Origin of the sequence: Actinosynnema pretiosum, from assembly GCF_024171695.1 — a bacterium.
In the GTDB taxonomy this organism is placed as follows: Bacteria; Actinomycetota; Actinomycetes; order Mycobacteriales; family Pseudonocardiaceae; genus Actinosynnema; species Actinosynnema pretiosum.
On record NZ_JAMTCF010000008.1, the window covers coordinates 275,198 to 289,446 of the forward strand.

The window sequence follows — 14,249 nt, forward strand, 5'->3', positions numbered from 1 at the left end:
AGGAGAACCGGATGGACCAGCCGATCGGCGTCGCCGTCATCGGCGCCGGCTACTGGGGCCCGAACCTGGTGCGCAACGCCCAGGCGACCCCGGCGATGAAGCTGCGCTACCTGTGCGACCTGGACACCGACAAGGCCCACCGGGTCCTCGGCGACTACTCCACGGTCCGCGTGTCCGGCTCGCTGGAGGAGGTGCTGGCCGACCCCGACGTCGACGCGGTCGCCATCGCCACCCCCGCCGCCACCCACCTGCCCGTCGCGATGGCCGCCCTGCGCGCGGGCAAGCACGTGCTGGTGGAGAAGCCCCTCGCGGCGAACTACGCGGACGGGCGCCGGCTGGTCCGCGAGGCCGAGGACCGGGGCCTGACCCTCATGCTCGACCACACCTTCTGCTACACCCCGGCCGTGCAGCACCTGCGGGAGCTGGTGCGCGGCGGCGAGATCGGCACCGTCCAGTACCTGGACTCGGTGCGGGTCAACCTGGGCCTGGTGCAGCCGGACGTGGACGTGCTGTGGGACCTGGCCCCGCACGACCTGTCGATCTTCGACGCGATCCTGCCCGACGGCGTGCGCGTCACCCGCGTGGCCGCGCACGGCTCCGACCCGATCGGCGCGGGCCGCGCCTGCATCGGGCACCTGACCCTGGAGCTGTCCGACGGCGTCCTGGCGCACGTGCACGTCAACTGGCTGTCGCCCACCAAGATCCGCACGATGATCGTCGGCGGCTCGCGCCGCACCGTCGTGTGGGACGACCTGAACATCGTGCAGCGGATCTCCGTGCACGACCGCGGCGCCGACCTCACCCCGGCCGACCTGGGCGAGGCCGAGCGCAGGCAGGCGATCATCTCCTACCGCCGCGGCGAGACCGTCGCGCCCGCGCTCCCCGAGCGCGAGGCCCTGCGCGGCGTCATGGCGGAGTTCGCCTCGTCCATCACCGAGAAGCGCGCTCCCCTGACCGACGGCTGGTCGGGGCTGCGCGTGCTGGCCATCCTTGAGGCGGCCTCGGCGAGCCTCGCCGGGGGCGGGGAGTTCGTGAAGGTCCGGGACGAGCGTCGCCCGGCCGAGTGGGAAGAGGCGGTTGCATGAGCGGGGTGGTCACCCCCAAGCAGGGCATGGACATGACGGTCACGCCGACGGAGATCGACGGCGTGCGCGTGGTCCAGCCCGAGTGGTTCGAGGACGAGCGCGGCTTCTTCTTCGAGTCCTACAGCAAGCGCCGCTGGGAGCAGCACGGGCTGCACCTGGACTTCGTGCAGGACAACCACTCCCGGTCCAGCAGGGGGGTGCTGCGCGGCCTGCACTTCCAGACCGGGCTCGCCCCCCAGCACCGGCTGGTGCGCTGCACCGTCGGCGCGATCTGGGACGTGGTGGTCGACATCCGGGTCGGCTCGCCGACCTTCGGCAAGTGGTTCGGGATCGAGCTGTCCGCGACCAACCGCACCCAGCTGCTGATGGGGCCGGGCTTCGCGCACGGCTTCGCGGTGCTGTCCGACGTCGCCGAGGTCCAGTACAAGACCACCGGCTTCCACACCCCCGAGGCCGAGGGCCTGCTGGCCTGGGACGACCCGGACGTGGGCATCCCGTGGCCGATCGAGGACCCGACGCTGTCCGCGAAGGACTCGGCCAACCCGAGTCTCGCCGCCTACCTGGAGAACCCGGCCTTCCACCACGGAGTTGAAGCGTGAACCTGCGTGACGCGCGCGTCCTGATCACCGGCGGCGCCGGCCTCATCGGCTCGACCATCGCCGACCAGCTCGTCGACGAGGGCGTCGCCGAGATCGTCGTCCTGGACAACCTGGTGCGCGGCCGGATGGCCAACCTCGCCACCGCCGACGCCAGCGGCAAGGTCCGCTTCGTCGAGGGCGACATCCGCGACGTGGAGCTGGTCAAGTCCACGATGGACGGTGTGGACCTGCTGTTCCACCAGGCCGCCATCCGGATCACCCAGTGCGCCGAGGAGCCCCGGCTCGCGCACGACGTGCTGGCCACCGGCACGTTCAACGTGCTCGAAGCCGCCGTGGAGAAGAAGGTCACCAAGGTCGTCGCCGCCTCGTCGGCGTCGGTCTACGGCCTGGCCGAGGTCTTCCCCACCGAGGAGGACCACCACCCGTTCGCCAACCGCACCCTCTACGGGGCCGCGAAGGTCTACAACGAGGGCCTGCTGCGCAGCTTCAACGAGATGCACGGCCTGGACTACGTGGGCCTGCGCTACTTCAACGTGTACGGCCCCCGCATGGACGTCTTCGGCGTCTACACCGAGGTGCTGGTGCGCTGGATGGAGCGCATCGCCGAGGGCACGCCGCCGCTGATCCTGGGCGACGGCAGCCAGACCATGGACTTCGTCTACAGCACCGACATCGCGCGGGCCAACGTGCTCGCCGCGAAGAGCGAGGCCTCCGACGAGATCTTCAACGTCGCCTCCGGCGTGGAGACCTCGCTCGCGCAGCTCGCCGACGCGCTGCTGGAGGTCATGGGCCGGTCCGACCTGCGCCCCGAGCACGGCCCGGAGCGCAAGGTCAACGCCGTCCCGCGCAGGCTCGCCTCCACGAAGGCCGCCGAGGACCGCATCGGGTTCGTGGCGACCACGTCCCTCCACGAAGGACTCACCCGCCTCGTCGCGTGGTGGCAGGACGAACTCCAGGGAGCGCAGCGATGATCCCCATCACCCGCCTGTACGTCGGCCAGGAGGAGGCCGACGCCGCCGCCGAGGCCGTGCGCTCCGGCTGGCTGTCGGTCGGCCCGCGCGCGGGCAAGTTCGAGCAGCAGGTCGCCGAGCAGGTCGGCGCGAAGCACGCGGTCAGCGTGAACAGCGCCACCACCGGCCTGCACCTCGCGCTGGCCGCGCTCGGCATCGGCGAGGGCGACGAGGTCATCTGCCCGTCGTTCACCTTCATCGCCACGCCGAACTCGATCCGCTACACCGGTGCCACGCCGGTGTTCGCCGACATCGACGAGCGCACCTACAACATCGACCCCGCGCACGTCGAGCAGCTGATCACCCCGCGCACCAGGGCGATCATGCCCGCCAGTCAGATCGGGCTGCCCGCCGACCTCAAGGCGCTGCGGGCGATCGCGGACAAGCACGGGCTGTTCCTGGTCGAGGACGCGGCGCCCGCCTACGGCGCCACGATCGACGGCGTGCGGCTGGGCGCGATCAGCGACCTGACCGTGTTCAGCTTCGACGCCCGCAAGATCCTCACCACCGGCGAGGGCGGCGTCGTCACCACCGACAACGACGAGTGGGCGGTCAAGCTGCGGGCGCTGCGCGCGCACGCCGCCTCGGTGTCCACGCTGACCAGGCACACCTCGACGGCGGTCATCGCCGAGAGCTACGACGAGGTGGGCTTCAACTACAAGATGACCGACATCCAGGCCGCGGTGGGCGTGGTGCAGCTGGGCAAGCTGGACCACGTGGTCAAGACCCGCCGCTCCCTGGCCGCGCGCTACGACGAGCTGCTGAAGGACAACGACGCCGTCGTCACGCCCTTCGAGCCCGAGGGCTACGGCCACGTCTACCAGTCGTACCTGGTGCGCCTGGCGCGGCACGAGCGCGTGGCCGTCATGACCGCCATGGCCGAGCGGGGCGTGGCCACCCGCCGCATCACCGCCTGCCACCTGGAGCCCGTCTACCACGCAGGCGAGCACAACCCGGTGCTGCCGGTCACCGAGAAGGTCGCCGCCGACCACGTCCTGCTGCCGCACTTCGTCGGGCTGACCGACGAGGAGCAGGACGAGGTCGTCGCCGCACTGGCCGCCGCCACCGCGTAGCCCGGAGCACGGCCGGAGCAGTCCGGCGACCGGGGTCTCACCACCCCGGTCGCCGGCTTTCGACTACCCCCAGTTCGTCACTGTGCGTAGTGGATCAGATTTTCCAACGTGTTGTCATCCAACCGAGATGCACTGGTGCGTAACAAGTTGCAGCTGGTAGGCGACTTTTGGAGCAACAAGGTTGCACTACGGGGAGTAGTGACTGCCGCACTACCGTGTGCATTCGAGGAGTTGAGCTGTCGATGGTGGGGTCGATACCCAGGCGTCTGGGAAGAAGCCTGTTGGCCGTCCTAGTGGTCGCGAGCGGGGTCGTGCCCCTCGTGGTCTTCAACGCAGCGGTCGCCCAAGCGGCGCCCTGCGACGCACCCGTCGTCAACAAGATCGTCTGCGAGAACACCAAGTTGGGCACGCCCGACTGGCAGGTCACGTCGAAGGACGACTCGATCCTCGGGTTCACCACGGACATCAGCTACGCGCCGGGGAACACCGTCGAGTTCAAGATGCTCACCCCGGCGACCTCGTACAAGATCGACGTCTACCGCCTGGGCTACTACGGCGGCGTCGGCGCCCGCTGGATCGGCAGCACCAGTCGCAGCACCCCGCAGAACCAGCCCGCCTGCAACCGCGACACCACGCCCATGCCGACCTACCCGACCGGCACCGCGCTGATCGACTGCGGCAACTGGGCGGTCTCCACCACGTGGACGGTCCCGGCGGACGCCGTCTCCGGCATCTACTACGCCCGGATGAGCCGCACCGACGTCCCGGCCGACCAGCCCGCCGTGAACGAGCTGGCGTTCGTCGTCCGCGACGACAGCGCCACCGGCAAGGTCATGTTCCAGACCTCGGACTCCACCTGGGTCGCCTACAACCGCTACGGCGGCAACAGCCTCTACTTCGGCGACGGCCCCGGCCAGGGCGGCCAGGCCTACAAGGTCAGCTACAACCGCCCCTACACCGGCGGCGACGGCGACGAGAACTTCATCTTCAACGCCGAGTACCCGATGCTGCGCTTCCTGGAGGCCAACGGGTACGACCTGACCTACACCACCGACGTCGACAGCGCGCGCCGCGGTGAGCTGATCAAGAACCAGAAGGTCTTCATGGCCGTCGGCCACGACGAGTACTGGTCGAACGAGCAGCGCGCCAACGTCGAGGCCGCCCGCGCGGCGGGCGTGCACCTGGCGTTCCTCACCGGCAACGAGATCTTCTGGAAGACCCGCTGGGAGCCCAGCAAGTTCGGGACCAACCGCGACTGGCGCACCATCGCCTCCTTCAAGGAGACCAAGGGCACCCAGAACGACGGCCTGCCCGACTGGACCGGCACCTGGCGCGACCCGCGCTTCCCCGAGCAGGACGGCGGCAGGCCGGAGAACTCCCTGCTGGGCAACATCTTCGTCGTCAACGGCCGCCGCGACGACTCGCTCCAGGTCCCCGCGCAGTACGGGAAGATGCGCCTCTGGCGCAACACCGACCTCCAGACGATGGCGCCCGGCAGCACCTACACGTTCCAGCCCGGCACCCTCGGCTACGAGTGGAACGTCGTGCCGGACAACGGCCACCAGCCCCCCGGCGTCGGCCAGTTCTCCCGCACCACCGTCGCCATGCTCGACGGCCCGTACGTGCTCCAGAACTACGGCGACCACTACACCCCCGACACCGCCACGCACGCCCTGACCTACTACAAGGACCAGGGCAGCGGCGCGCTGGTGTTCGGCGCGGGCACCGTGCAGTGGGCCTGGGGCGTCGACGACGACCACGCCTTCCTCACCAACACGCCCACCTCCGACGTGCGCATGAAGCAGGCCACCGTCAACATCCTCGCCGACATGGGCGTCGCGGCCTCCACCCTGCAGACCGGCCTGACCCAGTCCGGCGGCATCACCGACAAGCAGGCGCCCACCGCCGCCTTCACCTCGGTGCCCGCCATCTCCGAGGTCGGCGCCGCCTACACCTTCTCCGGCACCGTCTCCGACGCGGCGGGCCAGGTCACCGGCGTCGAGGTCTCCACCGACGGCGGCACCCGCTGGCACCCGGCGAACTGGCTCGCGGGCCAGACCTCCTGGAGCTACACCTACACGCCCACCAAGTCCGGCCCCGCCACCCTCCAGGTCCGCGCGGTCGACGACTCGCTCAACCTCTCCAGCCCCGTCTCCGCCACCCCCGGCGTCGGCGCCCGCACCTGCCCCTGCGGCCTGTGGACCGACGCCGACAAGCCCAAGAACCCGGACAACGCCGACAGCGGCGCCCTGGAGCTGGGCGTGAAGTGGCAGTCCAACACCGACGGCTACGTCCGAGGCGTGCGCTTCTACAAGGGCCCCAACGACACCGGCACCCACATCGGCACCCTGTGGACCGCCGACGGCCGCCAGCTCGCCACCGGCACCTTCACCAACGAGACCTCCGGCGGCTGGCAGACCCTCGCCTTCCCGATCCCGGTCAAGGTCGACAAGAACACCACCTACGTCGTGTCCTACCTGTCGCCCACCGGCCACTTCGCCTCCGACCCGGAGTACTTCAGCTTCTCCTCCCGCTACCTGGAGCCGCTGACCGCGCCGCAGACCGTGCGCCCCAGCGGCGCGCCGGGCGACCTCGGCAACGCCAACGGCGTCTTCCGGGGCGGCGCGGGCTTCCCGAACCGCAGCTCGCTCGACACCAACTACTGGGTCGACGTGGTGTGGGCGCCGGACCCCGGCCCCGACACCAGGGCCCCCGAGCTGGTCTCCACCAGCCCCGTCTCGTCCTCGGCCAGCGTCGGCCTCACCCCGACCCTGTCCGCCGCCTACGACGAGGGCCTCAACCCGGCCTCGACCCAGTTCACCCTGACCGGCCCGGACGGCCAGGTCGCGGGCACGACCTCGGTCACCGGCGACGGCAAGACCGCCCAGTTCACGCCGGGCGCCGAGCTGCGCACCGGCACCACCTACACCGCCTCCGTGCGGGTCAAGGACGCGGCGGGCAACCAGACGCCCGAGCACACCTGGACCTTCACCACCGGCTCGCACCGCCCGGCCGCCTGCCCCTGCACCGTGTGGGACGACTTCGCCTCGCCCGAGACGCAGAGCGCCGACGACGCCACCCCGGTCGAGCTGGGCGCCAAGGTCCGCTTCAACGGCAAGGGCGAGGTGCTGGGCGTCCGCTTCTTCAAGGGCGCGAACAACACCGGCACCCACACCGGCTCCCTGTGGGACGCCACCGGCAAGCTCCTGGCCACCGGCGCCTTCACCAACGAGAGCACCTCGGGCTGGCAGACCCTGACGTTCGCCTCCCCGGTGGTCGTGCAGGCCAACACCACCTACGTGGTGTCCTACTACGCGCCCAAGGGCCACTACGCGGTCACGCCCGGCTACTTCAACGGCCAGACCGCGGCCTACGGCGCCCTGCGCGCCCTCGCCGCCGGGATCGACGGCCCGAACGGCGTCTTCCGCTACGGCACCGGCGGCGGCTTCCCGAACGCCAGCTACAACTCCGCCAACTACTGGGTCGACGTGGTCTTCCGCAACGGCCTCAACGGCGACACCACCCCGCCGACCCTGGACGGGCGCACGCCCGCGCCGGACGCCACCGACGTCGCGCTCACCGCGCCGCTCGCGCTGACCTTCAACGAGCCGGTCGACCCGGCCTCCGCGCAGGTCTGGCTCACCGACCCCGGCGGCGCCAAGCTGCACGGCGACGTGTCCCTGTCCGGCGACCAGAAGACCCTCACCTGGACGCCCACCGGCAAGCTCCAACCCAATACCCGCTACGGCGTCAGCGCCCTGATCGCCGACGCCAACGGCAACGCGATGAGCGCGCCCGCCGAGTGGTCGTTCACCACCACCCGCACCGCGTCGTGCCCGTGCTCGCTGTTCAGCGCGGCCACCGTCCCGTCGACCACCTCGGCCGACGACGGCGGCAACTACGAGCTGGGCGTCCGCTTCACCCCGACGCAGAGCGGCCAGATCACCGGCGTGCGCTTCTACAAGGGCGCGGGCAACACCGGCACCCACACCGGCTCCCTGTGGACCTCCACCGGTTCCCGGATGGCCACCGGCACGTTCGTGAACGAGACGGCCACCGGCTGGCAGACCCTCGTGTTCGCCAACCCGGTCACCGTCGCGCCCGGCCTGACCTACGTCGCGTCGTACACCGCCCCCAACGGGCACTACGCCATCGACCAGGGCTACTTCCAGGCCACCGGCGTCGACGCGCCGCCGCTCACCGCGCCGCGCACCGGCGACGGCAGCCCGAACGGCGTGTTCCAGCCCGGCGGCGGCTTCCCGACCGTGTCGTACCAGGGCAACAACTACTGGGTGGACGTGCTCTACACGCCCAGCAGCGACACCACCCCGCCCGCGCACACCGGCCACACCCCGCTGTCCGGGGCGACCGGCGTCGACCCGCGGCCGACCGTGACCGCCAGCTTCGACGAGCCCGTCGAGGCCACGAACACCCAGTTCGCGGTCACCGACGGCGGCGGCGCCAGGATCGACGGCACGATCACCCTCTCCGGGGACCGGCGCACCGTCAGCTGGACGCCGAAGGCCGACCTGAGCCCGACCACCAGGCACGTCGTCACCGCGCGCGCCGCCGACGACGGTGGCAACATCATGGCCGAACCGGTCACCTGGTCGTTCACCACGTCCGACGCCCAGACCTGCCCGTGCTCGCTGTTCAGCGCGGCCACCGTCCCGTCGACCACCTCGGCCGACGACGGCGGCAGCTACGAGCTCGGCGTTCGGTTCACCCCGAAGGCCGACGGGAAGGTCACCGGCGTGCGGTTCTACAAGGGCGCGGGCAACACCGGCACCCACACCGGCACGGTGTGGAGCACCGACGGGACCTCGCTCAAGACCGGCACGTTCGCGGACGAGACCGCCACCGGCTGGCAGACGCTCACCTTCGACGAGCCGCTCCAGGTGACCGCGGGGACGACGTACGTCGCCTCCTACAGCGCCCCCAACGGGCACTTCGCGATCAACCAGGGCTACTTCGGCGGCTACGCCGTCGACACGCCGAAGCTGTCCTCGCCCGCCACCGACGAGCTCAGCCGCAACGGCCTGTTCCAGCCGGGCGGCGGGTTCCCGACCAACAGCTACCAGGGCAACAACTACTGGGTGGACGTGGTCTTCACGACCGCCTGAGGAAGAGGGGCCGCATGACGCCGCGACCGCTGCTGCTGGTCGGGGGAGGGGGGTTGGCGCGCGAGGTGCTCGCCACCGCCCGCCTCGCACCGGAGGAGTGGGCACCGCTCGGCGCGCTCGACGACGATCCGACCAAGCACGGGCAGGCCGTCGACGGCCTGCCCGTGCTGGGCGGTTCCGAGCTCGTGCACGAGCACCCCGATGCCGCCGTCGTGGTGTGCGTCGCCAGCGCCCGCCGCCCACTGGGCAGGCTCGCGCTGGCCAAGAAGCTCGCTCTCGGGCAGGACCGGTTCGGCACGATCACGCACCCCGGCGCGCACGTCGCGCCGGGGTGCGTCGTCGGTCCGGGGACGGTCCTGCTCGCAGGCGTCGTGGTGACCACCCCGCTGCGCCTGGGCGCGCACGTGGTCGCCATGCCGCACGTGATCGTCACCCACGACGACGAGATCGGCGACGGGGTCACCTTCGCAGGCGGCGCGTCGCTGGGCGGCGCGGTCCGCGTCGGGGAGAGCGCCTACCTGGGACAGCGCGCAGCAGTCCGGGAAGGCCTCACGATCGGCGCGGGCGCAGTCGTGGGCATGGGGGCGGTCGTGCTGACCGACGTGCCCGCGGGCGAGGTCTGGGCGGGCGTCCCGGCCAGGCGAATCCTTCGAGAGGGGAACCGCACGTGATCGACATCCCGCTGGTGGACCTGCGCGCGCAGCACGCCCAGGTCGCCGACGAGGTAGCCGAGGGCTGGGCAGGCGTGCTGGAGCGCACCGCCTTCATCGGCGGCCCGCAGGTGGCGGCGTTCGAGTCCGAGTTCGCCGACTACCAGGGCGTCGCGCACTGCGTCGGCGTCGCCAACGGCACCGACGCCATCGAGCTGGCGCTGCGCGCCCTCGGCGTGGGCCACGGCGACGAGTGCGTCCTACCCGCCAACACCTTCATCGCGACCGCCGAGGCCGTCGCCCGCTCCGGCGCGACCCCGGTCCTGGTGGACTGCGTGGCCGAGACGGGCCTGATCGACCCGGAGAAGATCCCGGCCGCCCTGACCGACCGCACCAGGGCGATCCTGCCCGTGCACCTCTACGGCCAGGCAGCCCCGGTGGAACTGGTCCGGGCAGCCGCGCCAGGCCTCCCGATCGTGGAGGACGCCGCCCAGGCCCAGGGCGCCTCCCGCTCCGGCGTTCCCGTGGGAGGCCTGGGCGAGATCGCCGCCACCAGCTTCTACCCCGGCAAGAACCTGGGCGCCTACGGCGACGGAGGCGCAGTCCTCACCGCCTCCGCCGACCTGGCCGACGCCGTGCGCCTGCTCCGCGAGCACGGCTCCCCCCGCAAGTACGAGCACCCGGTCCTGGGCTTCAACAGCAGGCTGGACACCCTCCAAGCCGTGGTCCTGTCCGCGAAGCTGCGCAGGCTGGAGGCCTGGAACGAGTCCCGCAGGACCGCAGCCACCCGCTACACCGACCTCCTGGCCGACCTCCCCGGCGTGCTGCCCCCCGAGGTCCTGGACGGCAACACCCCGGTGTGGCACCTGTACGTGATCCGGGTCCCCGACCGCGACCGCGTGCTCGCCTCCCTCCACGAGGCGGGCATCGGCGCGGGCATCCACTACCCGACCCCGGTCCACCTGACCGGCGCCTTCGCCAACCTGGGCCACGCCGCAGGCGACTTCCCGGTGGCCGAGCGCATCGCCACCGAGATCCTGTCCCTCCCCCTGTTCCCGGAGATCACCGAGGACCAGCAGCACCGCGTGGTGGCAGCCCTGAAGGCGGCCCTGTGAGCGGCGTCCAGGTCCACCCGAAGGGCCTGTGCGAGAGCGAGGACGTAGGCGACGGCACCCGCGTGTGGGCGTTCGCGCACGTCCTCCCAGGAGCCAGGATCGGCCGCGACTGCAACATCTGCGACGGCGCCTTCATCGAGGGCGAGGCGGTCCTGGGCGACCGCGTGACGGTGAAGAACGGCACCCTGGTCTTCGACGGCGTGACCTGCGAGGACGAGGTCTTCCTAGGCCCGAACGTGCTGTTCACGAACGACCTGCGCCCCCGAGCCGCGATCAAGCGCACCGGAGACGCCCTGCTGACCACCCTGGTCCGCAGGGGCGCAACCCTGGGCGCGGGCACGGTCGTCGTCTGCGGCGTCGAGATCGGAACCCACGCCTTCGCGGCAGCGGGCGCGGTCGTGACGAAGGACGTCCCACCCCACGCGTTCGTCGCGGGCAACCCGGCCACGGTGAAGGGCTGGGTGTGCGAGTGCGCCCAACGCCTCACCGAAGACCTGACCTGCCCGGACTGCGCCAAGACGTACCGCAGGGAAGGCACGGGCCTGACCCCGCTGTCCTGACGCCCCCTCGGCAGGCCGGGCCTGGCCAACCGAGGACACGCGCCACCGATGACGCCGCGCCGGGGGAGAGCCCCCCGGCGCGGCGCCACCGAACCACCCACGTCGCCCCCGCTCAAACCGCGCCGACCGCCGGGCCAACCGCACTCACGACCGCGCCGCTTCACGCACTAGCGGGCTGCAGGGCGAGCGCAGCGAGCCCGCAGCCAGCCCATCCCGCGTCCCTCGTCTCCGTTTGGCCTGGCGAAGCCCGAGCACGCTCGTCAAGATGCCGCCGCACCGCCCGGAAGACCGCCCGAGCCCTACGGCGTCTTGACGAGTGTGCTTGCCTGAAAGGAGGCCAAACGGAGAAGAGGGACCCGGACCACCGCAGGGGTAAACCGCACCACCCCCGAAACAGTCACCGGCCGGCAGAGCCCGTCCCCCTCGTTTTTGGAGGCCTGCCCCGCCGGCGAGGCGAGCTTTTGATCTTCTCCCCCAACTGCCCAGGCGTCGGAACCCACCTCCGCTCCGAACCGCCCGCCCACTCCCGCTCAGCAGCCTCAGCCTGCGCGATCCGCAACGCGGCCCCGCTCAACCCCAGCATCACAAAAACCATCCCGGTGGCGATGCTGAACGCCAGCAAGTCGAACGTCACCGACGCGATCCCCCCCACCAGCACCGCGGCCAACAAACAAGCCGCCATCCCCCGCAAGTTCTCGTCCGCGCTCAACCCCCGCGTCCGCAGCACCGCGTAGCACGCCGCCAAGAACATCCCCACCAGCGCGAACAGCCCCAAGTACCCGTTCTCGATCATCGTCAACAAGAACTGGTTGTCCAGGATCGGGTTCTTCGTCGGCAAGAACGTCCCGAACCCCCGCCCCAACAACGGGTGCAGCTCGATCTGCTCGTTCGCCGCCTCGTAGTCCGACGTCCGCGCCTTCACGCTCGGGTCGTCGCTGATGTTCGAGAACATCCCCCGCAACGTCCCGAACAACCCCGGAACCACCAGGCTGGCCCCGAGGAAGAACCCGCCCCCCACCAGCACGACCGTCAACTTCCGCCGCTTGGGCAGCGTCGCCACCATCACCACCCCGGCGACCGTCATCCCCAGGATCGCCGTCCGCGACAGCGCCGTCATCGCCCCGAGCCCCACCAGCGCCAGGCACACCAGCCACCGCGCGTACGGCTTGCCCTCGTCCCGCGACTGGAACACGTAGTGCGCCCCGATCGCCACCGACATCGCGCACACCAGCCCGTACTCGATCGGGTGGTTGGTGGTCCCGGTCGGCCGCCGGAAGATCGACCGGGTCTCCATCGCCGCGTACACGTTCTCCTGCGCCCGCAGCCCCGGTATCGACACGTACCCGGCCAGGTCGATCCCCAGCCCGAACTGCACCAGCCCCACGAACGCGATCCCCGCCGTGCACACCAGGATCAGCTTCATCACCCGGTCGAGCCGCTCCCGCGTCCGGATCGCGTCGCACGCGAAGATCGCCACGCTGGCCGTGGCCACGATCCGCACCATGCCGCTGTCCGCGACCGTCAACTCGTCCACCGGCAGGAACCGCCGCGTGGCCACCGCGTACGTGCACAAGTGCAGCATCAAGTACACCGCCACGGCGGTGCGCAGCGCGTTGCGCCCCTTGCCCATGTTCAGCGTGTCGACCATCTGCGCCGACAGCCACAGCACACCCAGCACCAGCGCCACCACCAGCGCGGGCGGCAGCGTCATCGGCACGAACGACAGCACCAGCCGCGCCGGGATCGCCAGCAGCGCGAGCAGGTAGACGCAGACCAGGGTGGCCCCGTCGGCGCGCTGCCTGATCCGCTCCACTACTGGTTTTCTTCGGGACCGGGCCACCCCTGGTGGACGGGGTTGTGGGTGGCCGAGATGCGCACGGTCCGCTCGCTCGCGGTCGTCGGCTGCACCTTCACGGTCGCGTCCGAGGACGCCCCCCGCGCGGGCCGGGGCGCCAGCTGCGGACCGGGGATGCCCCCAGGCCGCTGAGGCCCCCGCCCCTCCAAGTCCTCGTGCCCGTGCTCGGGCTCGTCCTGCGGCCACGCCGCGTCGTCGTCGTACCCCTGGGCACGCTCCCGCTCGGCCCGCTTGGGCAACCGGCCGCCCCGAGTGGACAACCCACCCTGCCCACGCCCGCCCTGCTCTTGCCCGCTCTGCTCGTGCCCGCCTTGCCCGCGCCCGCTCTGCTCACGCCCGTTCGCCGAACGACCACCCTCATGCCGCCCGGCCTCGTGCCGCCCGCCCGCCGAGCCGCCACCGAACTCCGCCGCACCGTCCTCATCGGAGTCCCGCTCACCGCCGCCGTCACCGCCGCCATCCCCCTCGGCCGCACCAGCCGCACCAGCCGCACCAGCCGCACCCACCGCACCAGCCGCGTCCCGCCGCCGCTTCCGGTGGTTCAACACGCTCTCCGCACCGAACGTCGCAGCCGTGGTCAGCAGCATCATCACCACCAGCGCAGCGCCCGCGTACCGCACCTTGCCGCCGATCTGCGCCTCCGCCTTCGTCGGCGTCACGATCACCTGCGAGGTGATGAACGTCGACGTGGGCGCGTTCAGCTGCCGCTGCTGCTCCTCCAACTGCTTCGAGGCGAACTCCAGCACCGTCGACACCATGCCCTCGGCGGCCTCCGGCTCGTTCCCGTCACCGGTCACGAACAGGAACGGCCCGTTCTGCCCACCACCCGTTGCGGTGAAGTTCTCCGTGGAGGTCGCCGTGACGCCCAGCGACTCGCGGGTCTTCGGGTCGGTCAGGATCTGCGCCAGGATCTGCGAGGTCGTGGCGAGGCTGCCGTCGAACGCCAGCAGCGGGTTGATCTTCACCGCGTCCTGCGGGCTGACCTTCTCCGAGAAGGTCCCGCCCGCGGCCGGGGTCGTCAGCACCATCACGCCCGTGGACTGGTACCTCGTCGGGATCGACAGGAACACCGCGGCGGCGATCGCCACCGCGACCACCGCGGACGGCACGGCGATGTACCACCGCCGCCGCAGGACACGCAACGCGCCCCAGAAGTCCATCCGCTCCCCGATCCGCGCT

10 protein-coding genes are annotated in these 14,249 nt (G+C 71.2%); 8 read left to right on the forward strand and 2 right to left on the reverse strand.

Features of this window, described 5'->3' with window-relative positions; genetic code table 11:
- Window positions 1-11 precede the first annotated feature (11 nt).
- The 8 genes from LV78_RS18590 (at window position 12) to LV78_RS18625 (ending at window position 11,215) form a co-directional block, all read left to right on the forward strand.
- Window positions 12-1,085 carry a Gfo/Idh/MocA family protein gene (locus tag LV78_RS18590; protein WP_253846520.1) on the forward strand — a complete coding sequence of 358 codons (1,074 nt, stop codon included), beginning with the start codon at window positions 12-14 and terminating at the stop codon, window positions 1,083-1,085.
- A complete protein-coding gene (rfbC, locus tag LV78_RS18595) occupies window positions 1,082-1,684 on the forward strand; it encodes a dTDP-4-dehydrorhamnose 3,5-epimerase (protein ID WP_253846521.1) in 603 nt (200 codons plus the stop codon). Before LV78_RS18590 ends, rfbC begins: the two co-directional genes overlap by 4 nt.
- Complete coding sequence (locus LV78_RS18600; RefSeq protein ID WP_253846522.1) at window positions 1,681-2,655, forward strand: SDR family NAD(P)-dependent oxidoreductase; 975 nt, start codon at window positions 1,681-1,683, stop codon at window positions 2,653-2,655. The genes rfbC and LV78_RS18600 overlap by 4 nt, the downstream gene beginning before the upstream one ends.
- Window positions 2,652-3,767, forward strand: coding sequence for a DegT/DnrJ/EryC1/StrS family aminotransferase (locus LV78_RS18605; protein ID WP_253846523.1), 1,116 nt, complete (start codon window positions 2,652-2,654; stop codon window positions 3,765-3,767). Before LV78_RS18600 ends, LV78_RS18605 begins: the two co-directional genes overlap by 4 nt.
- A 281-nt stretch (window positions 3,768-4,048) precedes the next feature.
- Complete coding sequence (locus LV78_RS18610) at window positions 4,049-8,890, forward strand: DUF4082 domain-containing protein (protein ID WP_308208729.1); 4,842 nt, start codon at window positions 4,049-4,051, stop codon at window positions 8,888-8,890.
- A gap of 14 nt (window positions 8,891-8,904) precedes the next feature.
- Window positions 8,905-9,561 (forward strand): NeuD/PglB/VioB family sugar acetyltransferase, encoded by a 657-nt coding sequence (locus LV78_RS18615; protein WP_253846525.1) that lies wholly within the window; start codon window positions 8,905-8,907, stop codon window positions 9,559-9,561.
- Window positions 9,558-10,655, forward strand: a complete 1,098-nt coding sequence (locus LV78_RS18620; RefSeq protein ID WP_253846526.1) for a DegT/DnrJ/EryC1/StrS family aminotransferase — start codon at window positions 9,558-9,560, stop codon at window positions 10,653-10,655. Before LV78_RS18615 ends, LV78_RS18620 begins: the two co-directional genes overlap by 4 nt.
- A complete protein-coding gene (locus LV78_RS18625; RefSeq protein ID WP_253846527.1) occupies window positions 10,652-11,215 on the forward strand; it encodes an acyltransferase in 564 nt (187 codons plus the stop codon). Before LV78_RS18620 ends, LV78_RS18625 begins: the two co-directional genes overlap by 4 nt.
- A 397-nt stretch (window positions 11,216-11,612) precedes the next feature.
- Here the strand turns inward: LV78_RS18625 and LV78_RS41645 are convergent, their stop codons facing one another.
- A complete protein-coding gene (locus LV78_RS41645; protein ID WP_253846528.1) occupies window positions 11,613-13,028 on the reverse strand; it encodes an O-antigen ligase family protein in 1,416 nt (471 codons plus the stop codon).
- On the reverse strand, window positions 13,028-14,230 hold the full coding sequence (locus LV78_RS18635) for a hypothetical protein (protein ID WP_253846529.1): 1,203 nt from the start codon (window positions 14,228-14,230) through the stop codon (window positions 13,028-13,030). Before LV78_RS18635 ends, LV78_RS41645 begins: the two co-directional genes overlap by 1 nt.
- Between the last annotated feature and the right edge of the window lie 19 nt (window positions 14,231-14,249).